This is a genomic window from Nitrosomonas sp. Nm51, assembly GCF_900111165.1.
In the GTDB taxonomy this organism is placed as follows: domain Bacteria; phylum Pseudomonadota; class Gammaproteobacteria; order Burkholderiales; family Nitrosomonadaceae; genus Nitrosomonas.
Genome location: NZ_FOGH01000011.1, coordinates 1 through 20,820, shown reverse-complemented (window position 1 = coordinate 20,820; position 20,820 = coordinate 1). Strand labels below are relative to the sequence as shown.

Annotated in this window: 17 protein-coding genes; 11 read left to right on the top strand and 6 right to left on the bottom strand. The window is 50.2% G+C overall.

From position 1 onward, the window contains the following. The first annotated feature begins 1 nt into the window (after position 1). Positions 2–1,855, top strand: coding sequence for a malto-oligosyltrehalose trehalohydrolase (gene treZ, locus BMY60_RS05870; protein ID WP_090332105.1), 1,854 nt, complete (start codon positions 2–4; stop codon positions 1,853–1,855). After that, entirely contained in the window at positions 1,852–4,773 is a 2,922-nt protein-coding gene (gene treY, locus BMY60_RS05865; protein ID WP_218141643.1) for a malto-oligosyltrehalose synthase, read from the top strand. The genes treZ and treY overlap by 4 nt, the downstream gene beginning before the upstream one ends. Before the next feature lie 51 nt (positions 4,774–4,824). On the opposite strand, the gene BMY60_RS05860 is transcribed toward treY, so the two are convergent. Both BMY60_RS05860 and BMY60_RS05855 read right to left on the bottom strand, forming a co-directional pair. Next, on the bottom strand, positions 4,825–5,253 hold the full coding sequence (locus BMY60_RS05860; protein ID WP_090332103.1) for a DUF2231 domain-containing protein: 429 nt from the start codon (positions 5,251–5,253) through the stop codon (positions 4,825–4,827). Positions 5,254–5,271: 18 nt separating this feature from the next. Further along, positions 5,272–5,616, bottom strand: coding sequence for a hypothetical protein (locus BMY60_RS05855; protein ID WP_090332102.1), 345 nt, complete (start codon positions 5,614–5,616; stop codon positions 5,272–5,274). 144 nt (positions 5,617–5,760) lie between these two features. Here BMY60_RS05855 and BMY60_RS05850 point away from each other — a divergent pair, with 144 nt between their 5' ends. The 3 genes from BMY60_RS05850 (at position 5,761) to BMY60_RS05840 (ending at position 7,823) form a co-directional block, all read left to right on the top strand. After that, on the top strand, positions 5,761–6,426 hold the full coding sequence (locus BMY60_RS05850) for a helix-turn-helix transcriptional regulator (RefSeq protein WP_090332100.1): 666 nt from the start codon (positions 5,761–5,763) through the stop codon (positions 6,424–6,426). Between the two features lie 217 nt (positions 6,427–6,643). Continuing rightward, entirely contained in the window at positions 6,644–7,210 is a 567-nt protein-coding gene (locus tag BMY60_RS05845; RefSeq protein ID WP_090332099.1) for an RNA polymerase sigma factor, read from the top strand. Beyond that, entirely contained in the window at positions 7,194–7,823 is a 630-nt protein-coding gene (locus tag BMY60_RS05840) for a cupin domain-containing protein (RefSeq protein WP_090332098.1), read from the top strand. The genes BMY60_RS05845 and BMY60_RS05840 overlap by 17 nt, the downstream gene beginning before the upstream one ends. A gap of 70 nt (positions 7,824–7,893) precedes the next feature. Here the strand turns inward: BMY60_RS05840 and BMY60_RS05835 are convergent, their stop codons facing one another. After that, the gene (locus BMY60_RS05835) at positions 7,894–9,057 is read right to left on the bottom strand and encodes a hypothetical protein (protein ID WP_218141642.1); all 1,164 of its coding nucleotides are present in this window, start codon (positions 9,055–9,057) and stop codon (positions 7,894–7,896) included. A 167-nt stretch (positions 9,058–9,224) separates the two neighbouring features. Further along, positions 9,225–10,247 (bottom strand): hypothetical protein, encoded by a 1,023-nt coding sequence (locus BMY60_RS05830; protein ID WP_143057368.1) that lies wholly within the window; start codon positions 10,245–10,247, stop codon positions 9,225–9,227. 28 nt (positions 10,248–10,275) lie between these two features. Between BMY60_RS05830 and BMY60_RS15985 the strand changes: the two genes are divergently transcribed. Next, complete coding sequence (locus BMY60_RS15985) at positions 10,276–10,434, top strand: hypothetical protein (protein ID WP_218141641.1); 159 nt, start codon at positions 10,276–10,278, stop codon at positions 10,432–10,434. Between the two features lie 463 nt (positions 10,435–10,897). Then, on the top strand, positions 10,898–11,881 hold the full coding sequence (locus BMY60_RS05825; protein ID WP_090332093.1) for a peptidylprolyl isomerase: 984 nt from the start codon (positions 10,898–10,900) through the stop codon (positions 11,879–11,881). Between the two features lie 36 nt (positions 11,882–11,917). On the opposite strand, the gene BMY60_RS05820 is transcribed toward BMY60_RS05825, so the two are convergent. Then, positions 11,918–12,832, bottom strand: a complete 915-nt coding sequence (locus BMY60_RS05820) for a LysR family transcriptional regulator (RefSeq protein ID WP_256250711.1) — start codon at positions 12,830–12,832, stop codon at positions 11,918–11,920. 143 nt (positions 12,833–12,975) lie between these two features. Here BMY60_RS05820 and BMY60_RS05815 point away from each other — a divergent pair, with 143 nt between their 5' ends. Continuing rightward, a complete protein-coding gene (locus BMY60_RS05815; RefSeq protein ID WP_090332090.1) occupies positions 12,976–13,350 on the top strand; it encodes a DoxX family protein in 375 nt (124 codons plus the stop codon). A 191-nt stretch (positions 13,351–13,541) separates the two neighbouring features. Here BMY60_RS05815 and BMY60_RS05810 read toward each other — a convergent pair whose 3' ends face one another. After that, the gene (locus BMY60_RS05810) at positions 13,542–14,594 is read right to left on the bottom strand and encodes an aminopeptidase (protein WP_256250710.1); all 1,053 of its coding nucleotides are present in this window, start codon (positions 14,592–14,594) and stop codon (positions 13,542–13,544) included. A 280-nt stretch (positions 14,595–14,874) separates the two neighbouring features. On the opposite strand from BMY60_RS05810, the gene BMY60_RS05805 reads away from it, so the two are divergent. The 3 genes from BMY60_RS05805 (at position 14,875) to BMY60_RS05795 (ending at position 20,724) form a co-directional block, all read left to right on the top strand. After that, positions 14,875–16,308 (top strand): efflux transporter outer membrane subunit, encoded by a 1,434-nt coding sequence (locus tag BMY60_RS05805; protein ID WP_090332089.1) that lies wholly within the window; start codon positions 14,875–14,877, stop codon positions 16,306–16,308. A 67-nt stretch (positions 16,309–16,375) separates the two neighbouring features. Further along, positions 16,376–17,602, top strand: coding sequence for an efflux RND transporter periplasmic adaptor subunit (locus tag BMY60_RS05800; RefSeq protein WP_090332087.1), 1,227 nt, complete (start codon positions 16,376–16,378; stop codon positions 17,600–17,602). Beyond that, the gene (locus BMY60_RS05795) at positions 17,599–20,724 is read left to right on the top strand and encodes an efflux RND transporter permease subunit (protein ID WP_090332086.1); all 3,126 of its coding nucleotides are present in this window, start codon (positions 17,599–17,601) and stop codon (positions 20,722–20,724) included. Before BMY60_RS05800 ends, BMY60_RS05795 begins: the two co-directional genes overlap by 4 nt. Positions 20,725–20,820: the final 96 nt, after the last annotated feature.

Genomic DNA, 20,820 nt, shown 5'->3' with positions numbered 1-20,820 from the left:
TATGTCCGACAATACCCCTTATCACATGCCGTTTGGCGCTGAACTGCAGGATGAAGAAGGGGTGCGCTTCCGGCTCTGGGCGCCTGCTGCGCGGTCGGTCGATGTTTGTTTAAAACACAGCATTGCGGAAGAAACCGTGCCGATGACCGCGCTAACCGATGGCTGGTTTGAAGTCACGACAACTTCAGCCCGGCCCGGCACCTGTTACCGCTTTCGTATTGACGGCGACAAACGCATACCGGACCCGGCCTCGCGCTTTCAACCGGAAGATGTGCACGGGCCGAGCGAAGTCATTGATTCCGCCGGGTGGCATTGGCAGGATGCGCACTGGATGGGACGTCCCTGGGAAGAAACCGTTATTTACGAGTTGCATGTCGGCAGTTTTACGCCTGACGGCAATTTCGCCGGGGCGCTGGAAAAATTCGATTATCTGATGGATCTGGGTATTACCGCAGTTGAACTGATGCCCGTCGCCGATTTTCCCGGCAAGCGCAACTGGGGTTACGACGGCACCTATTTATTTGCACCCGACAGCCGGTACGGCAGGCCCGACGATCTGAAAGCGCTGGTTGATGCGGCGCATGCGCGCAATATGATGGTGTTTCTGGACGTGGTATATAACCACTTCGGACCGGAAGGAAATTATCTGCATCTATACGCGCCGCAGTTCTTCACAGAAAAACACCGTACTCCCTGGGGCGCTGCAATTAATTTCGACGACGAACACAGTCACTGGGTGCGGCAGTTTTTTATCCACAACGCACTATACTGGCTGGAGGAATACCATGTTGACGGTTTACGTTTAGACGCCGTACATGCCATTATGGACGATTCGCAGCCGGATATCCTGACCGAATTGTCGCAACGGATCCAGACGGCTTTTTCCGGCAGGCGTCATATTCATCTGATTCTGGAAAACGACCATAACGCGGCGCGTTATCTCGCGCGTGACGCCGCTCACAAGCCGCGCACATATACTGCACAATGGAATGATGATATACACCATGCGCTGCATGTATTGCTGACCGGTGAAACCGGCGGCTATTACATGGATTATGCGCAAAACCCAATATTCCAGCTGGGACGCTGTTTGACGGAAGGGTTTGCCTATCAGGGCGAGAGTTCCCCTTACCGGGACGGCGAACCCCGCGGCGAAACAAGCCGCCATTTGCCATCGACAGCTTTCGTGTCCTTTCTGCAGAATCATGACCAGGTAGGTAACCGTGCTTTTGGTGAGCGCATCCAGTCGCTCGCATCCCCGGCGCAGGTCCATGCCGCAACTGCGCTATTACTGCTCGCACCGTCACCACCGCTGCTGTTTATGGGCGAAGAATGGGGCTGCCGCCAGCCATTTCCGTTCTTTTGCGATTTTGGCCCGGACCTGGCTGACGCGGTGGTCAACGGCCGCCGCGAGGAATTCGCCCGTTTTCCAGAATTCAGCAACCCCGATGCACTTGCGCGTATACCCGATCCAATGAATGAAAACACATTTCTTCAGGCCGTGCTGAACTGGACGGACTGTGGCCGCCCCGCGCATGCATCCTGGCTGAAACTGTATCGTGAGCTGCTTGCTTTGCGCCACCGCGAAATTATTCCACGTTTGCGCGATATGGAGCGGCGGTCGGCAGGGTTCAAGCAACTTAACGCGCATACACTGTACGCATACTGGGTACTGGCCGATGATACGCGATTGTCAGTCTATGCGAATTTTGGCGATGAAGCATTTAACGGTTGCAATATTTCTGCAAATGCCATTTTGTACACCACGCAACACAATAATCGCGAGCAGAACAATGCAGGCGCTCTGCCGTCCTGGTCTGTAATATGGTGCCTTAACGAAGAGTCCGAGCCATGAATCCATCCAGCATGCCAAGCGCTACCTACCGTTTGCAGTTTAACCATGCATTCACGTTTGCCGATGCCGCGGACATGATCGCGTATTTGCATACGCTGGGCATCAGCCATGTATATGCTTCGCCATTCCTCAAAGCGCGCGCAGGCAGCCTGCATGGTTATAATATCGTCGACCATAACGCGCTGAATCCGGAAATCGGTACCGAAGCCGAATATAATGCCTATATTGAACGGCTTCACCATTACGGCATGGGACAGATTGTTGACATTGTGCCAAACCATATGGGTGTTGGCGGCGATGACAACAGCTGGTGGCTGGACGTACTGGAAAATGGCCAGTCATCGGTTTACGCGGCTTATTTCGATATCGACTGGCACCCCGCTAACCCGGCGCTGCACAATAAAATTCTGCTGCCTTTTCTTGGTGATCATTACGGCTCGGTGCTTGAAAGCGGCGAACTGAAACTTGAATTCGACAGTGAGAACGGTGTGTTTAATGTGCGTTATTACGAACATTTGTTTCCTATCGATCCGCGCACTTACCCGCACATTCTGAACCTCCATCTTGACCAGTTGGCGCAACAAGACGACAAAGATCAAAGACTGTTTGAAGCGCTCACTGTCGTCATTGCAGCCTGCAAATCCCTGCCCGCCCGTAGCGATCTCTCAGCCAGCCTGCGTCAGTACCGCCGGCAAAGCGCGCAGGCATGCAAGCGTCATTTGGCCGATCTTTATGCAAAACATCCCCAGGCGCACGGCTTCATACAGGCTAATCTGGCTGAATTTAACGGCGATGTTGCGCAATCCGGCAGCTTTGACCGGCTGCATCACCTGCTTGAAGCACAGGCCTACCGGTTGTCATACTGGAAGGTGGCGACCGAAGAAATCAACTACCGGCGTTTTTTTGATATCAACGAACTGGCCGCTCTGCGGATGGAGAACAACGAAGTGTTCGATGTCACGCATCAGCTTATCCGGCAAATGATGCGTGACGGTCAAATCAACGGCCTGCGCATCGATCACCCGGACGGCTTGTCCGACCCCTGCGCCTACTACCACCATTTGCAGCAGCTAATCCGCCAGGAAACGCAACTTGAACCGGACACAAACAGTAAATATTTCGGCTTGTGGATTGAAAAGATTCTGGCGAATTTCGAACACCTGCCGTCTGACTGGCCTGTCAGCGGTACTACAGGGTATGAGGCGGCGTTTCAACTCAACGGCGTTTTTGTCCGGCAACAGTCGGAGCGTCATATCAACCGCATCTACACCCGCTTCATCGGTATGAGTCTGGGTTTTGAAGGGTTGCTGCATGACCGTAAGAAACTGATTACGCTTCGGATGCTGTCAAGCGAACTGTCGGTGCTGGCTAACCTGCTCAGTCATATTGCGCAAACCGACCGCCGTACCCGTGACTTTACTTATCAGGCGTTACGCGACGCTCTGGGCGAGATAGTCGCCTGCTTTCCGGTTTACCGCACATATATCACTGCCTTACAGATCAGTGAAGAGGATTTGCGCTATGTGCAATGGGCGATCGCACAGGCAAAGAAACACAGTCCGGCAGCCGATATCCTGATTCTTGATTTTATCGGACAGCTGCTGACGCTGGCGCATCTGAACGAATACAGCGCGGGCGTGCGGCGCAGCATTATACAATTTGTGCTGAAATTCCAGCAGTATACCGCGCCCGTCATGGCCAAGGGGCTTGAAGACACTGCGTTATATATTTACAACCGGCTGGCTTCGCTCAACGATGTCGGGTTTAATCCCTGCGCATTCGGTATCTCGGCTGCCGCCTTTCATCAAGCCAACAAACAGCGGCTGGCGCACTGGCCGCATGCCATGGTTGCCACCTCGACGCACGACAGCAAGCGCAGCGAAGATGTCAGGGCGCGGATAAACGTATTATCCGAGATTCCGGACGAATGGCACCGGCATCTGGGTCGCTGGAGCCGCCTGAACCGCAACAAAAAACGGTTGATTAACCATGAGCGCGCACCCTCGCGCAATGATGAATATCTGATTTACCAGACGCTGATCGGCGCATGGCCGCTGGAAGGCAACAGTCTGTTTGACGACGGGGACGCGCTGGAATCGCTGCGGCAGCGTATCGAGGCTTATACGCTCAAGGCGATCAAGGAAGCCAAAGTGCACACCTCCTGGATCAATCCCAATGAAGATTATGAAACGGCCGTGCGCTATTTTGTCGGCGCGTTGTTATCGGCAAACCCCGAACACAATGCGTTTCTTGCAGACTTTCTGCCGTTTCAACAGCGCGTCGCACGTTTCGGACTGTTTAACAGCCTGTCGCAAACGTTGCTGAAACTGACCGTGCCAGGCATACCTGACATATACCAGGGTAATGAATTATGGGCGTTCAGCCTGGTCGATCCCGACAACCGCCGTCCCGTCGATTACCGGCAACGCAACCAGATACTGCAGACGATTGTCCGGGAATCTGAAAACAGCGCAAATCTGCCCGGCTTTACGCAGCAACTCCTCAAACACCTTGACAACGGCCGCGCCAAGCTCTACCTGACCTGGAAAACACTCATGCTGCGCCGGCAGAATCCGCAACTGTTCCAGCACGGCAGCTATACCGGTCTGGCTACGCATGGTCCGCAGGCCGATCATATCTGCGCATTCGCGCGCTGTCTTGAGGGCCAAACCATCATCGCAGCAGCAGCCCGTGAATTCGTGCCGCTGATAACCGAAGAAAACGGCCTGCCGATCGGTAAATCTGTCTGGCAAGACACCTTTATCGAAATACCCGGCACCCTGCCGTCACCGGCACAAGTCTATCGCAACATTCTCACCGGTGAACGTATCAGCCGCACGCGCATCGATGGCCAGCCCTGCCTGAACGCAGCCGAGGTATTTAACAATTTTTCGGTGGGATTGCTGGTAAGTGAATGAGCCGTAGGCAGCATGCCGCTGACGACACCCCCTGGCCAATTTAGAACCTTGTCAATCACTCTGCTTTTTCCGGACACCTATTCCATGTTCAAAAACGAGTCTGCCGCCATACCACCCTGTAGCACATAAGGATATAAATCCCAGTACTGAGAAAAGAATTGCGGCACCGCTGGGCTGTACCAGCGCCGCTCCATCCAGGCGCAAAAAAAGGCTGACTGAATAGAGCGACCAGCTGACCATAGCCAGCATCATATGCTGATTGGCAATTTTCATGGCGTCGCTCTGCTGGTCAATCTTTGCCAGTTCCAGCAATCCCGCAACCATGGCAAATATTGCCGTGACAACGCCAATGACCAGCAGCACCCCGGCAGCCCAGCCTGCCTGCATTCCGAGAAACAAGCTGGCGATATCGCCCGCTGTCGCAAAAAACCATGCGGCAATTGGAAAATGAACCAATATAGGGTGCAAGGGATGTGTCATGGCATTATTCCTGTTTGTTTATAGCCCCAAAAATACACTTAACAGAATAAGAAAACCGACAACTGCGACGCCGGCATGGATAATAACCACATTTTTAGGGGCGACAACCTGTTTCATATGCAAGGAAGCAAGATAAAAACCGCCCAGTGCTGCTACCACAAGCAACCCAAGCGCCGCGGTAACCGCACCCGCTGCAGAACCCTCAAGTACCATTATAATCAGCATAATCAAGCCGGTTGCACCCAGTAACGCGTGTACGATCGATAACGGCCAGGGAGCCAACTGCCCCGAAAATACCTTGGTAGCCATAAAAACACCGCCGATAGCCGCGATGGCAAAAATAACAATCGCATAAGTCAACATTCTTTCCTTCCTCCCACTCAAAAAATTAAAAATGTGTACTATACTGCAACTATTATTACTTTTACAATATTTATATGTTATAAGCCGGGTGGCCTTACATTAAATTAATAATTGATTAACTATTCAATATAGTGACAGTATCTTATGTCTGCAATTTTGCATCTAGGGCAACGCCAGCAAGCGCTGCTGACAGTTCTGCTGCATCACCGCAACGGACTGACGATCGATGAACTGGCCGGCCTGCTCGAAATTTCCCGTAACGCGATTAATCAACACCTATCCAGTCTGAGCGCCAGCGGTTTTATCCAAAGCGCATTGTTGCACAGTACCGGCGGCAGGCCCGGCAAAGTTTATACATTGACACCCAATGGACTGGAACTTTTTCCAAGGCACTATGCATTGCTGGCCAGCACGTTGCTTGCCTGGCTCAAAAAAAACCTGGGAGAGAAAGAACTGGAGTCCTGCCTGACAGAACTGGGCAGACAATTCGCTCTGGAATTTACAGGCCGGGTCGACAGGCATCAGGCACAAACCGACAAAGTAAATGAAGTGGCGGCCATACTGCGGGAACTCGGTTATGACACTGATGTAACACGCAATTCTGAATTTTATGCTGAAATCACGGCCAACAACTGTGTTTATCATCGGATAGCCGAACAATGCCACAAGGTTTGCGCATTGGATTTAAGCTTGCTGACTTCCTTGCTGAATGCGGATATTACGCATAAAACATGCATCGTTAAAGGCGGCAAAAGCTGCTGTTTCGGGGTATTGGCAAAAACTTCGCCGTGTTCCGCAAATCGGTTGTAAAATGAAGTGGATAAAACACTAAGGAGCCGCGAATAAATAAGTGTGACAATTGGGCGCGTCTGGCGGGATGCAATGCAATGCGGGAGGATGAGTCGTAGCACAAGGTTATGGCGGCGACGAACAACGCCGCAGTGTGCCCGCCAGATGCGATCCAGGTGTTACAGTTATTTATGAACGGCTCCTAACACGCCACATTCACACGATAGCGGGAAGCATTGTGGATATCGATACGCAATTAATACGGCAGATCGCACAGCAGCAGCACCATGCGCTGGCACAATTGTACGAGCGTCATGTGATGCACATGTTCGCTGTTGCAACCAGGATTTTGAAATCACGAAAAGACGCCGAGGATCTGATTCATGATGTGTTTCTGGAAATCTGGAACAAAGCCGCGGATTTTGATGCCTCGCGCAGTTCGGCGCGCACCTGGATTCTGATGCGGGTGCGTAGCCGCGCGGTTGATCGGTTGCGTCAACTTGCGCGTACGCAAAAAATTTTTTCGGCAGATGCATATGATGAATCCGGTGCGGTTCAGACAACCGAACCGGCACCGGATCAACTGGCCGAATGGCAGTATGCGCGTTCCGCTGTCGAACAACTGCCCGAGTCACAGTACACCGTCATTGTGCTGAGTTACTATGAAGGTTTAACATGTTCGGAAATCGCCGAGCGATGCCAGATACCGGTCGGTACAGTGAAATCCAGATTGTCGGCCGCAATCCGGCATTTGCGCGGCGCATTGGAATCGAGTGGAGAAAAAACACATGCCCGACCGCGATAATAAACTGATCGAGTATGCATTAGGCATTCTCGATGAAAAAACCGCAAAAACGCTGCAGGCTGAAATCGACTCATCCGCTCAGGACAAGGCAGCATTGCGGGATATCGAGCGTGCATTGACGTTACTGGCCGAAGCGGAACAGCCACTGGCCCCGCCGCAAAACCTGCGGGAGCGCATCCTGCATTCCGTCCGGCACGAAACACGCTTTGCCGGTTTTGTAGAACGGCTTTGCGGTTTTTTTGATTTGAAGCGGGCGGCCATCGAAAAACATTTATCCAGTCTGAATCATGTGTCAGCGGAAACATGGCAATTCAACGCTTTTCCCGGCACACATTTGTACCATTTTGAGGGTGGGCCGCAGATTGCCGAAAACGCCGATTGCGGGCTGGTCTACGTCGAACCCGGCAAAATGATCGCCGCTCACCGGCATCTGGGCGACGAATGGTCGTTCGTGCTTCAAGGTCAGATGAAAGAAGTCAATGGCGCAGTCTATCACCCCGGCGATTGCATACACCGGCCCACAGGCTCGGTGCATGCGCTGCAATCTGTTGGAAAAGAACCGCTTGTTTTCGCCGCGGTGTTAATTGAAGGGTTGGAATTTATTGCAGAGTAAAACTAAAAAGCAGCCCGAATACTATCACCCGGGCCGCTTTTTAGGATTCAAAGCTGATAGCAGCTTGCATTTATTCAGCTAAATACCAAAGCGTTTTGGCAGGGCAGTTTACGCCGTCAATATTCATTTCAATTTTTCCGAGTCCTTTATTTAACTGATTTGATTCTATTGATTCTGTCACTTCCGCTTGTCTTTTTTTTCCGACTTTGAAATTGTTGATAATGTTCATATACTCCCAACCATAGTGATTCGGGGTTGAAGTCAAGGTAAGCCAATATTCGTATTCAGCATATTGATTGTAACTTTTATACTTTCCATGCTCAATGCCAGTATATTTCGGTTTTATGTTACCCCCCTTCGGTAAGGAATGCGCCACTTGAACATATTTTGATAAGTACTCAAACGTGCAACAATTCGGGCGGCCGGAAATAGACTTAAATTCATGCATTCCTTTTACTTCTTTACCCTGACCTGACACTAAGCATACGTTTTCCTTAGGTATTTTAGTCGGTTTGTCAGAAAACTTACTTGTTATCGGAATTCTATTTCCGTTTGTATACGCAGCGTAGCCAACCAATTCCCAGCATTCGCAAGGAGAATGGCCCTTTCCTCCATGACTTTTATCGTACGCTTCCTGTTCTTTTTTTTCTGCATCTTCAATTTTCTTCTGTTTCTTTTTGGCTTCTTCATCCGCTTTCTTCTTCCATTCCTCGAAAGCGTCAAGGTTAGCTAAAACTGTGGTTTTTAATTTGAATACTGGATAGACTGTATCACTCTCATTCTTTGTATCTTTATAAAAAAGTTTCATAAATTCAGGACATTTTTTCAACAGTTCGGTGTATTCGGTTGCTGTGAGATGGCCCTTGTCTTTAAACGTTTTTACCGCTTTAAGCCACAGGTCGTTACATTCTTTGCTAATCTTTTTAGACGGATCTGAAGGACAAAGACACCAATAGACAGGCGGAAAAAAACAGGTCTCGAGAAAATACGAGTTGGTGATCAGCGCCGACAGCGGACGCGCATCGAACCAGTGTAGTCCTGCGGCGGCGTGTTCAAGCTGGGTCAGGTTGACCATCGCATCGGTCAGATAAAACGGCTGCATTATATTCGTATTCCCTGATGCTGCGGACAAACCGGCGGATTCCCGCTCCATTGTTCCCAGTGTGTGCGAACAGAAACCATCGGCGGTGCATGAATGCACAGGTTCAGCCAATGGCAACCGCGCAGCGGGCATAACGCCTTGCACCGACTGCTTGAATTTTACCGGTACAGGCGCACTCTGAAGCTGCGTTCTGACTGCGTCCGGATTGGTTTGTAATGCTGGCTTCCGTTGTTCCGGCGCGGGTGCATCCTGTGCGCTGGTACCGGAAACGGCTTCGGTGAAAAATTTTTCGGCCATGGCTATGCTCCCCGGATATCAAAGTCAATCAATGGGCTACGCTGTGCCGGAATTACGGCGTTCTTGATCACGGCCAGGCTGCTGGCGCTGCCAAGCGCAATGCTGGCAGGCATTGTCACATGGTAGACCAGGGTGGACCCATCCGGCAGCATTGTAGAACGTGTCACGAACAGTCCCGTATCCAGCGCCGCGGGCGTCATGCCGTGCAGGTTGTTTTCGCCCATGGAAAAAAACCAGATGTTGGTGCCTGTTCCTGCGCTGTCAGGCGCCAGGGGATTTTCCGGTACGGGTTCACCGTCCGGCGCGTCCGGGCTGCCGCCCAGATTCTGATTCAGGTCGTTGACATAAACCGGTGCGCCGTCAAAGGTTAAAACCTGTTCCGCCTGATTTTCATTGCGCGGACATGGAAAAATCATGTCGGTATACTGTGGGGTCAGTCCACGCGTCCAGTGCGCCGCATGAATCGCGCGCTTACCGGTGCTGTTGGTAAACAGCACTGTGCCGCGGCCATCGTTGGTGCGTACCAGCTCCTTGCCCTGTTCCAGTACTTCCAGCGTGAGCGGTTGAAAACCGAGATCCAGCACCCGCGACGGATCGGCCAGTTTATGCAAACCGTCGAATTCTCCGGCATTGACAGAATCGCCCGATTCGAACAACGTCCAGAACTTGTAGAGCAGCTCCCGGATGGCCAGCGCCATTTGTACGGATACCTGGTCGTTGACATTCGATGAAAAAATATCCTGCGCTTTATATGAAACCCGGAACTGCGTGGCAATCTCGGCGAATGAAAAGACGCGGGATGCGTCATTGGGCATTTTGGTGTCCTCGACTATCCCCTCTTCAAATCCAATCGTCACGCCGGGCTGCAACACCGGCGTTGTGGTGTAACGCAACGCATCCCCGGCAACCGGATAAAAAGGGAAAACGCTGGCCAGTTGAATACGAAACGGAAAATCTTCAATCAGCCATTTCGCCTGAACGTCGTTTGAAAGCAACCGTGCATTATCGCCAATAGTAGACATCATAATCTCCTTACTAATAGTATTGAATCCCGTGGGACTGAAATCAATCCGGCCGGAAAAAACCGGTCTGCTCATGCGGAGCACGCAATTACGTTCCGGCTTTATCGGTTATACGACTGACATCGCAAAACGGTTCGATTCGGTTCGAATCAACGGCTGGCGCAAACAAAATTGTCATCCCGCTTCATAGAACCGGCTTGTTTTTCATTGCGCGTGACAAAAAAACCAACGCTATGAATAAATGATCGATTGTTCGAAAACCGGGCGTGGTTGATGACTTGCTGGAAGGGGCTGAGTCTTGCGAACGAATATTGGATAGCGCGACTGATTGACGGCGTAGCGGTTAAACTCAGTCATTTTTTTCCGTCTGTGTTTGCGGATTTGGGCGGCCGCTGACCACTGACAGTCTCCGTTGGAGACTTGCCGCAGCCATCGTTATGATTAACGCCTGTTGCTATTGAAACATACCATACATACGTATTCGCCGATGCGTCTATGGCAGGTACAACAAGCATTTACACAGCCGGATTCGCTTGATCCGGTGCGGATACGATATACGGATAAACATCTTTGACGGCATTCTTGCCAAAAATACAAGTCAATCCTGACTGGCGGCACCACGTTTACCGCATGCGTTCAGTATTTTCACCTAAATGACAGCTGTTCCGTATAATATTGTTTTCAATTCATTAATCATTCATCGACCTGTCATGGCCTCAATTCGAAATTTTCCAAAAAGTATCGTTGCCTTGGGCTTGCTGTTATGTTCGACTGCAACGCAAGCCAATCCTGTCGCATGTTTTAACACAAATCTAGGCGGCTTTTGCATGGAGCTGCTTGAACGGCAGGCACCCCTGACGGTGGCCAATTTTATCCGCTATATTGACAGCGGCGCTTATGATCAAAGCATTTTTCACCGCAGCGAGCCGGGCTTCGTCATTCAGGGTGGCGGATTCAAAGTCACCAGCGGCAGCAACGGTGCGGGTGTAACACAAGTTAATACGTTCGATCCCGTAGTAAACGAATTTGGCCTTTCCAATGTACGCGGTACGGTCGCCATGGCCAAGCTGGGCAGCGATCCGAACAGCGCCACCAGCCAGTGGTTCATCAATCTTGACGACAATACCGGCCCTCCGGCATTTTTGGATACCCAGAATGGAGGCTTTACGGTGTTTGCAAAAATTCTGTATGACGGCATGATTCTTTTCGACACGATAGCAGGCTTGCAACGCGTCAATTTCGGCGGCGCACTGTCGAGCACGCCGACGGTTAATTTTGATGTGTCAGAACCTGTTCAAGTGGAAAATTTCGTGCTGGTCAATTCTGTGACTTTGCATGATGTAACCGCAGTGTTTGACGGGAATGCATTAACGTTTGCGGTCGATACCGGTAACGGCGAGATGTACGATGTACGCCTGCTGCTGATCGCAGTGGAACCGGATATCGTGTTCGAACTGGATACTGCCAGTGTGACGCCGCTTGAAGCCGGGCCTGCAAATATGGCGGCATTTTCGGGCCAGAACCGCACGCTGGTGATTCCATCGGTTATTATCAATGAGAACGCGTTATTGAATAACGTGGTACTGTCGTTGACCGACCCGGCTCAATTTCAATTCCGGCTGGAAAGTTTTGAATAACAGGTCTTCCAATCGACAAGAATTGTTAACATCCTCCTAACATTCAGATATTTCCTGCTGTAAACACTTATCCCAGTACGGGGTTTTGTTAAAGCGTTCGGCCAGAAAATCGACAAATGCCCTGACTCTACGTGAAAGGTGGCGGGTTTGCGGATACACGGTATAAGCCGCTATCTGCGGACAATGATAATCCGTCAGAACCGGCACCAGGGCGCCTTGCTCAACTTCCCGGTATACAATAAAAGTCGGCAGCAAGGCAATGCCCAGCCCGCTGACAGCAGCATCGCGGAGAAATTCGCCGTTGCCCGCTTTTAAATAAGGCCGAATGCGAACCCTGACAGGGTTGCCGTTTGTATCATGCACATGCCAGTGATTAAAGTCGCGCAGCAGGTTGTAAGCCAGGCACTGATGGTGCGCCAGATCGCTCACCGCCTGCGGAATCCCGTTGCGTTTCAGGTAGTCCGGACTGGCGCACATCACTGCCCGAATGCCGGCAAGACGGCGCGCCATCAGACTGGAATCAGCAAGATTGGCGATACGGATAGCCAGATCGAACCCTTCAGTCACCAGATCAACCTGACGGTCATTAAAATCGAGATCGAATTCAATCTGCGGATGCGCCTGCAAAAACGCATCAATCGCCGGTCCCATATGCATCAGACCAAAGCTCAACGGCAACGCAACGCGCAGACTGCCTTTGAGCATACCATGCGCTTGCGAGGCCGTCAGTTCAGCCTCCTGCAAATCGTCGAGAATGCGCACCGTCTGCTGAAAAAAAGTACGGCCGGTTTCGGTTAAATTCATCTTCCGGGTGGTTCGATGAAACAGCGCGGCGCCCAGATGCATTTCCAGTTCCTTCAAGCGGCGGCTTACCACTGACTTTGCCACGCCCAGCCGCTCGGCTGCGCCGCTGATGCTGCCGGCATCAACGACCCGGACAAATGTTTGCATATTTTCAAACCGGTTCATACGAATTCAATTGTTGTCAGATAAGGAACAGTAATTTGCAATAACGCCTGTTTATTCCGGATTATATTACAGTAATAATATTCTGCATCACCAATGTTCGATTTCCAGGTTTAAAGGAGCTTCAAATGAAACAAATCAGTGAATTAATTGCACGTATCCTGTTAGCCCAGATATTTTTTCTGGCCGGCTACAACAAAATCGGCGGCTATGAAGGCACGCAGGGATATATGAATGCGATGGGCGTTCCCGGTGAACTGCTGCCGCTGGTCATCATACTGGAACTTGGCGGCGGTCTGGCGCTGATCGCCGGCTGGAAAACCCAATGGGTATCGCTTATCCTGGCGCTTTTTGCCATCGCAACCGCGATACTTTTCCACAACAACTTCGACGATCAAATGCAGCTCATTATGTTCCAGAAAAATATTGCAATTGCCGGCGGTTTGATCCTGCTCGCCGTTTATGGCGCCGGCACTTACAGCGTAGACCGGCGGCAACGCTAAGGAGCAGCGAATAAATAAGTGTGACAATTGGGCGCGTCTGGCGGGATGCAATGCAAGGCGGGAGGATGAGTCATAGCACACAGGCTATGGCGACGACGAACAACGCCGCAGTGTGCCCGCCAGACGCGATCCAGGTGCTACAGTTATTTATGAACGACTCCTAAGCTTGTTTCGGGCATCTGCCGGTCCGGTCATTGCGGCTGTTGTGTAATCATGCCTGCAAGCGCATTGTGCCGGCTTTTATCAAGCGCCATTTGCAGGGCATCGGCACGTTCGGCGGCGCTGGGCAGTTCGCCAATTACCCGGACAGCAGCATAGAAGCGCGCCATATCACCATCCTGCAATGCAAGCAGCGCCCGAAACGCCGGCAGCAACTGTGTATAAACCGATACAGTTGCCAGGCGTGCGTTGTTGAGCGGTTTTGCAAACCACCGTTCATAACGGCCGAATTCCGGCCGGGCGCTTGCCAACAGCGTAAACTGCGCGTGCAGATCATTGAATACATATGCTTTGGCTGCACGTTTCCCGGCGTCGCTGATATCCGTTTCGAACAATGCTTTCAGGCGCTTGCGGTGAGCGAGGACAAGGGTATTGAAAGTCGTTTGCATTTCGCGCCGGGCGTGGTACGCGGCATACTGTTCTGATTTGCCTTTATGCGTCAGCCAGCGCCGGATACCTTCTTGTTCAACCAGCGTGGCGAACGACTCATTAAAAACCGTATCGCCCGGCACATAAACAACCTGATGCGCCAGCTCATGAAAAATCAATCGCGCCAGCTCCAGTTCGGAATGAATGAACGTATTCAATACGGGGTCGCTAAACCATCCCAGCGTGGAATATGCAGGTACGCCGCCAACGTGTACATCGTAGCCTTTGGCTCGAAGCCGGTCAGCATAGCGCTCGGCCCTGGCCTGGGAAAAAAAACCGCGGTAGCTTACGCAGCCGGCTTTGACAAAACACCATCGTTTCAACCGGATGGAAAATTCCGGCGCCGCGACAACATTCCAGACTGCGTAGGGTCTTTTCAAATCCGCATAACGGGTATAGCTTTGGTTATCTGGAAGTTCAAGCGCCTCGCTGGCGAATTTTCGCATGGCCGCAGCCTGACTGAGAATGCGTTTCAAATCAGGGTCGACACCGGGATTGTCGATCAAGCCGCTGATCGGCTGGGCGCGCCGCATGACATCCATATGGCCGTTAACCGCCTGCGCATAATAGCCCAGATTGGCGCAGCCATTTAACAACAGGACGCATATCACAGTAACAAAATATCTGCTATAACATGAAATGCATAACTGTATAATTATGAGCACATACACACAGTATTTTTTTGACAAACTCAATAGAGCCATGCTGTTCATTCTATAGTAAATGACTTGATTGCGGTGTGCGCGCGACCGAATTTCAATAAGAGTTCGAATAGAATTAAAACAAACATGAGCAACTATTGCGTTAACCAGCATGTATTGACTCTAAATTAACAAGGTTACTTATTTACTTCAAATATTACATGATTTTTTGTTCATGAATTTTTTTATCCAACGATACCGGGCACGAGCAATCGCCTTACTTTCCTATGTATTATTGACCGCCTGTGCAATGGGTCCGGACTATAAACGTCCATCCATTGAGGTAAGCAGCCAATTCAGAATGAATCAGGACATCGGTGAATCAGTTGCGTCACAGTCCTGGTGGGAATTTCTCAAAGATGAAACGCTGCAGCAGCTTATTACCGAAGCAATAATCAACAATCAAGATCTCAAACGCGCTGTTGCAATGATAGAGGAATATCAGGCGCGAGTTCATATTGCCCGTATGGATTTTCTACCCAGGATAGACGTTGAAAGTAACGCGCCTTTTTTCGGCAAGCTTGGCGGATTCCCGCGCCCAGGTTTTCCAACGCCATTTAATTATTTCGGCAATGCCGTAATGAGCTGGGAAATCGATGTCTGGGGCAGAATTCGAAGATCCACGGAAGCGGCGCGTGCGGAAGTATTCGCGCAGGAAGAAAACCGCCGGGCGATCTTGATCATGTTAGTCAGCGCGGTGGCGCAAGCATATTTTGACCTGCTGCAATACGACACACAACGCAGCATTGCTCTCCAGGCATTAGCTTCATGGGAAGAATCTGTCGCCATATCGAGAGCACAATTGAAAGCAGGCCTAATACCCCGAATCGATCTCGACCAATTCGAGGCTGAACGCGCCAACGCAGCTGCATTGGTTGCCGATTTTGAGCGTCTTATCGTACAAACCGAAAATGAACTGAACGTATTACTGGGTAAAAACCCTTCTCCCATACTTAGGTTTCGCACGTTGGCTCAGCAACATATCCCGCCCGAGATACCTGCCGGACTGCCTTCCGAGCTTTTACAGCGCCGCCCCGATATTGTACAGGCAGAGCAAGTGTTAACAGCAGCAACAGCACGAATAGGCATGACAAAGGCAATGCGTTTTCCGCGTTTTTCAATTACCGGGCTTCTCGGTGTTGCAAGTCCATCGCTTTCCAACCTGTTAACTTTCTCCGATACCAAATATGGCGCAAGCGGCATTGGACTTGCAGCTCCTCTGTTTAACGCGACGATACTCGGGTTTGAACAACGCGTAGCCGAAGCGCAGGCCAATCAGGCAATAGCAAATTACCGTCAGACAATTTTGGTCGCGTTCAAGGAAGTTGAAGACGCGCTGGTTGCAATCCGCAAGGCCAGCGAACAACGAAAAGCCAGGCAACAGCAGGTAGATGCACTCCAATCGGCATTGCATGTTGCCAATCTGCGTTATAGAGGCGGTATCACCAGCTATGTCGATGTATTGCTTGCCAAACGCAATTTGTACCAAGCAAAATTCTCACATACGGAAGCGCATCGCCTGCATCTGATTTCCATCGTAAGACTATACAGAGCGCTGGGCGGTGGATGGGAGCGTGAATATCAATACAAAGATATGGAAGAAGGGTAATCATAAAAGTTGAACTTTGAAATTCACCGGATATATCAAAGCTATTCTTAAAAATTAATTGATAATAATGAACACTCGAAAGTTACTGAAGCCATTACGATTGCAAGATGCTGCCGTGAAATCGCTGATCAGGGTAGCAACCGTGGCAATTGCCTTAACCCTGTCTGCCGGTTGCGCGCCGGATACCCCTCCCGATTCTGCACCGCCGCCTCCTGAGGTGGAAACTGTCACGGTCTCCAGCCGGACAATACCGGACGAGCCAGTGTTTATCGGCAGAGCGGAAGCTTTCCGCCCCGTGGAAATACGCGCCCAGGTTTCCGGTGTAATAGAAAAGATATATTACACTGAAGGCCGGAATGTCAAAAAAGGAGACAAACTGTATTTGATCGACCCGGTTCCTTTTAACGCAATCTATCAGGCCATGAAAGCCAAGGTTGCACTGCACAAAGCACGCTTAGTACAGACTAAACAGAATCTTGCCCGCGTAAAGCCGCTATTGGAAGAGCAAGCGGTAAGCCAGAAAGATGTCGATGATGCTGTTGCCGACGTTTTAAGTGCTGAAGCTGCGCTCGAAGCTGCGCAAAACGACGTAGTCAAGGCAAAATTTGATCTGGACAATACCGTCGTTGTCGCTACGGTAAGCGGACGGATCGGAAGAAGCAATTTTTATGAAGGCCAGCTCATCTCCGCCCAGACTACTTTATTAAATACTATCGACCAGCTCGATCCAATGTATGTCAGCGTTAACGTGCCGGAAAGTTACATCTTGCGTAGACGAAGAGAACTTGCGGAGAAAAAGGTTGAAAGACCGGATTTATATCAGCTGCGCGGTGTCATGACCTTTGCCGACGGCAGTGTATATCCTGAAGAAGGCATACTGGACTTTACGGCAGTAACGATCCGGGCCGAAACCGGTACGCTCCAGGGCCGGTTTACTTTTCCCAATCCATCCGGGAACTTCTCTCCGGGGCAGTCAAATTTCCTTCCCGGGCAATTCGTCACTATCAGGTTAAAGGGATACCACCGGCTCAATGCCATACTGATTCCTCAACGCGCGGTGCAACACAGCGCGAACGGTTCATTTGTCTACATAGTTGATGATAAAAATAAAGTGGAATTACGCCAAGTGCATGCAACTACATGGCACGACAATGACTGGTTGATTGAAAGAGGACTTGAGTCAGGCGAAAAGGTTATAGTGGCCGGATTTCATCGGGTTCAGCCTGGCATCGAAGTGACGCCCGTTTCAAAAAACGCATCTGAGAACAATAGAGATAATCCAGGAACGCCATGAACTTACGGTTTTTTATAGATCGCCCCATTTTTGCATCCGTTCTGTCTATCCTCATCGTCGTTGTCGGTCTGGTGTCTTTTTTGAATCTCCCTGTGGCACAGTTTCCCGATATTGTCCCGCCAATGATACAAATTGAAGCAGATTATCCGGGTGCAAATGCAGAAACAGTTGCCGAGTCTGTGGCGCGTCCGATTGAAATTCAACTGCCCGGCATCGACAATCTATTATATTACGATTCTACAAGCACAAATGACGGGCATATGACGATGCGCTTGACGTTCGAGATCGGCACGGATATCGATATCGCGCAGGTGCAAACGCAGAACCGTCAGAAGCTGGCGGAACCGCAACTGCCTGAAGAAGTACTCAGACGAGGTGTAACCGTAAAAAAGATGTCGCCCAATATGCTTGCTGTGATTGCATTAAGCTCTACCGACCCCCGGCATGATCCGGTTTATATCTCCAACTATGCGCTGATCCAGGTACTTGACAATATCAAACGATTACCCGGTGTGGGTGACGCAATCGTTTACGGCGCTCAAGATTACGCCATGCGATTGATACTTGATCCGGTTCGTATGGCTCAACTTAATATCACGCCTACAGAAATCGCTAATGTAGTACGCGAACAAAACCGGGATTTCCCTGCCGGCAGAATCGGGCGCGATCCGACAACAAAGAAAACAGAGCTTACAATTCCTGTCATCACCAGCGGCCGTATGAGTGATGTGAAAGAGTTTGAGAACATGATTGTTCGCGCATACCCTGACGGCTCAATGGTTCGCATGCGCGATGTTGCTAAAGTCGAATTGGGCGCCCAGTCTTACGATCTTGAAGGCCGGTGGAACAGCAAGCCAAACACATTTTTACTGACTTTTCTCTCGCCAGGCGCAAACGCACTGAACACCGTTAGAAGCGTACGTGCTGAAATGGATAAATTGTCGGACAGCTTTCCGGCAGGCATGTCATTTGACGTTCCCTACGATACAACTCAATTTATTGAAGTTTCCATTGAAGAAGTTTTCCATACACTGATCGAAGCCGCGATTCTGGTTATTCTGGTCGTTTTTCTGTTTTTACAAAGTTGGCGCACAACATTGATACCTGCGATAACTATTCCTATATCGTTGATCGGCACGATGGCGGGTATGTATGCGCTCGGCTTTTCGATCAATACACTTACATTGTTTGGCATGGTGCTTGCCATCGGCATTGTCGTGGACGATGCAATTATTGTGGTAGAAAACGTTGAACGTAATATGACGGAAAACGGATTATCGCCTAAAGACGCTGCAATTAAGGCTTTGGGCGAAGTGACGGGTGCGATTATTGCATCGGTACTGGTTCTTGCCGCGGTGTTCGTCCCCGTCGCTTTTCTTGAAGGCATTACCGGTCAAATGTACAAGCAGTTCGCTATCACTATAGCTGTTTCCGTTGCAATCTCGGGTTTTACTGCACTGACGCTGAGTCCTGCGCTCTGCGCTTTGGTGCTCAAATCCAAACATGGTGAACCGAAAGGTTTCTGGAAACTTTTTAATAGCGCGTTCGGTTGGACGCAACTACGCTATGTAAATACAGTGGACTGGATTTTGAAAAGAAAATTCATAGCACTAGGAATTTTTGTCGCACTGATTATCAGTATGATCGGTATGTTCAAAATAATTCCAAAAAGCTTTCTTCCCGACGAGGATCAAGGCTACTTCATTACAATCTTTCAATTACCGGAAGGCGCTTCAAAATCCAGAACAACGGAAGTCGTATCAAAAATTGAAGCATATTTTCAGGCGCAGCCCGCTGTTCATTCAACCGATGCGCTGGTAGGTCAAAATTTCGTTTTCAATACACGCGGCACCAATCAGGCAACCATGTTTGTGCCGCTTCAACTCTGGAATGAGCGTAAAGAACCCGGCCAACAAGCGCAATCACTTATTGCCGATGCATTTGAAGAATTCGCAACGATTCCTGATGCTTTAATTCTGGCGTTTAATGCGCCCGCCATATCCGGACTTGGAGCCACCGGAGGGTTTTCTTTACAACTTCAGGACCCAACTGGCCGGGATTTTGCCGAATTTGCCGATAAAGCACAGTCGTTCGCCGCCAGAGCAACTGAGCATCCAGCAATTGCCGCCGCCAATACCAATTTCAGAATCAATACGCCGAGATTGTTTGCACATATAGATCGTGAGCGCGCCAAATCCCTGGGTGTGCCAATTTCGGATGTGTTCGATACGATGCAGGCTTATTTCGGTAATCTTTACATTAACGACTTTGTCAAATTTGGCCGCGTCTACCGCGTTCAAACAGAAGCGCCGCCGGAATATCGATCCAGTCCGGAAGATATCAGCAAAATATTCGTTCGCGTGCAAAACGATTCGGAACAGACGATGATTCCGCTCGATACAATCGTTTCAACCGACTTTAACAGCGGCCCCAATCCTGTAACACACTTTAATGGATTTAACTCTGCACTTGTGCTGGGTGCGCCTGCTCCCGGTTATAGCTCCGGTCAGGCTATGGAAGCATTGGAACAATTGGCCGAGGAAATGCTCAAGCCGGAAGGTTATACTATGGAATGGGACGGAATATCATTTCAGGAAAGCAAGGCAGGTGGTCAGACATTCATGATTTTAGCATTTGCCTTGCTCATGGTTTTTCTCGTTCTGGCCGCGCAATATGAAAGCTGGTCCACACCGTTTGCTGTTATTTTGATTGTACCGTTCGGTATCCTCGGCGCACTTTTTGCAATCTGGATGCGAGATTTAAGCAACGATATTTATTTTCAGATCGGGTTGATTACTTTAATCGGCTTGGCCGCAAAAAACGCAATTCTAATTGTAGAATTCGCCAGTCAACGATATACGGAAGGACTGTCGCTCACCCAGGCCGCACTTGAAGCCGCACGATTACGTTTCCGCCCGATCATCATGACATCAATGGCATTCATTCTTGGCGTATTGCCATTAGTTACGGCATCCGGCGCAGGCGCAGCCAGCCGCCATTCTATTGGAACCGGCGTATTCGGCGGCATGCTGGCAGCCACGTTTCTGGCTATTTTTTTCGTGCCGCTGTTTTTTGCCATTACTGCCGGGCTGTCACGAAAGGCAAGATCCTCATCCGATTAAACCTATTTTCCTCAGTTAGATCTACAAAAATTAGCTCAAACGTAGTAGTGTCAAGGTTTTCGGACTAAAGACAGGAGTCACCCAATGGGTGAAATG

Coding starts and splice junctions, on each gene's coding strand:
- treZ (WP_090332105.1), top strand. CDS start 2: ATGTCCGACAATACCCCTTATCACATGCCGTTTGGCGCTGAACTGCAG.
- treY (WP_218141643.1), top strand. CDS start 1,852: ATGAATCCATCCAGCATGCCAAGCGCTACCTACCGTTTGCAGTTTAAC.
- BMY60_RS05860 (WP_090332103.1), bottom strand. CDS start 5,253: ATGACACATCCCTTGCACCCTATATTGGTTCATTTTCCAATTGCCGCA.
- BMY60_RS05855 (WP_090332102.1), bottom strand. CDS start 5,616: ATGTTGACTTATGCGATTGTTATTTTTGCCATCGCGGCTATCGGCGGT.
- BMY60_RS05850 (WP_090332100.1), top strand. CDS start 5,761: ATGTCTGCAATTTTGCATCTAGGGCAACGCCAGCAAGCGCTGCTGACA.
- BMY60_RS05840 (WP_090332098.1), top strand. CDS start 7,194: ATGCCCGACCGCGATAATAAACTGATCGAGTATGCATTAGGCATTCTC.
- BMY60_RS05835 (WP_218141642.1), bottom strand. CDS start 9,057: ATGCCCGCTGCGCGGTTGCCATTGGCTGAACCTGTGCATTCATGCACC.
- BMY60_RS05830 (WP_143057368.1), bottom strand. CDS start 10,247: ATGATGTCTACTATTGGCGATAATGCACGGTTGCTTTCAAACGACGTT.
- BMY60_RS05825 (WP_090332093.1), top strand. CDS start 10,898: ATGACAGCTGTTCCGTATAATATTGTTTTCAATTCATTAATCATTCAT.
- BMY60_RS05820 (WP_256250711.1), bottom strand. CDS start 12,832: ATGCAAACATTTGTCCGGGTCGTTGATGCCGGCAGCATCAGCGGCGCA.
- BMY60_RS05815 (WP_090332090.1), top strand. CDS start 12,976: ATGAAACAAATCAGTGAATTAATTGCACGTATCCTGTTAGCCCAGATA.
- BMY60_RS05805 (WP_090332089.1), top strand. CDS start 14,875: ATGAATTTTTTTATCCAACGATACCGGGCACGAGCAATCGCCTTACTT.
- BMY60_RS05800 (WP_090332087.1), top strand. CDS start 16,376: ATGAACACTCGAAAGTTACTGAAGCCATTACGATTGCAAGATGCTGCC.
- BMY60_RS05795 (WP_090332086.1), top strand. CDS start 17,599: ATGAACTTACGGTTTTTTATAGATCGCCCCATTTTTGCATCCGTTCTG.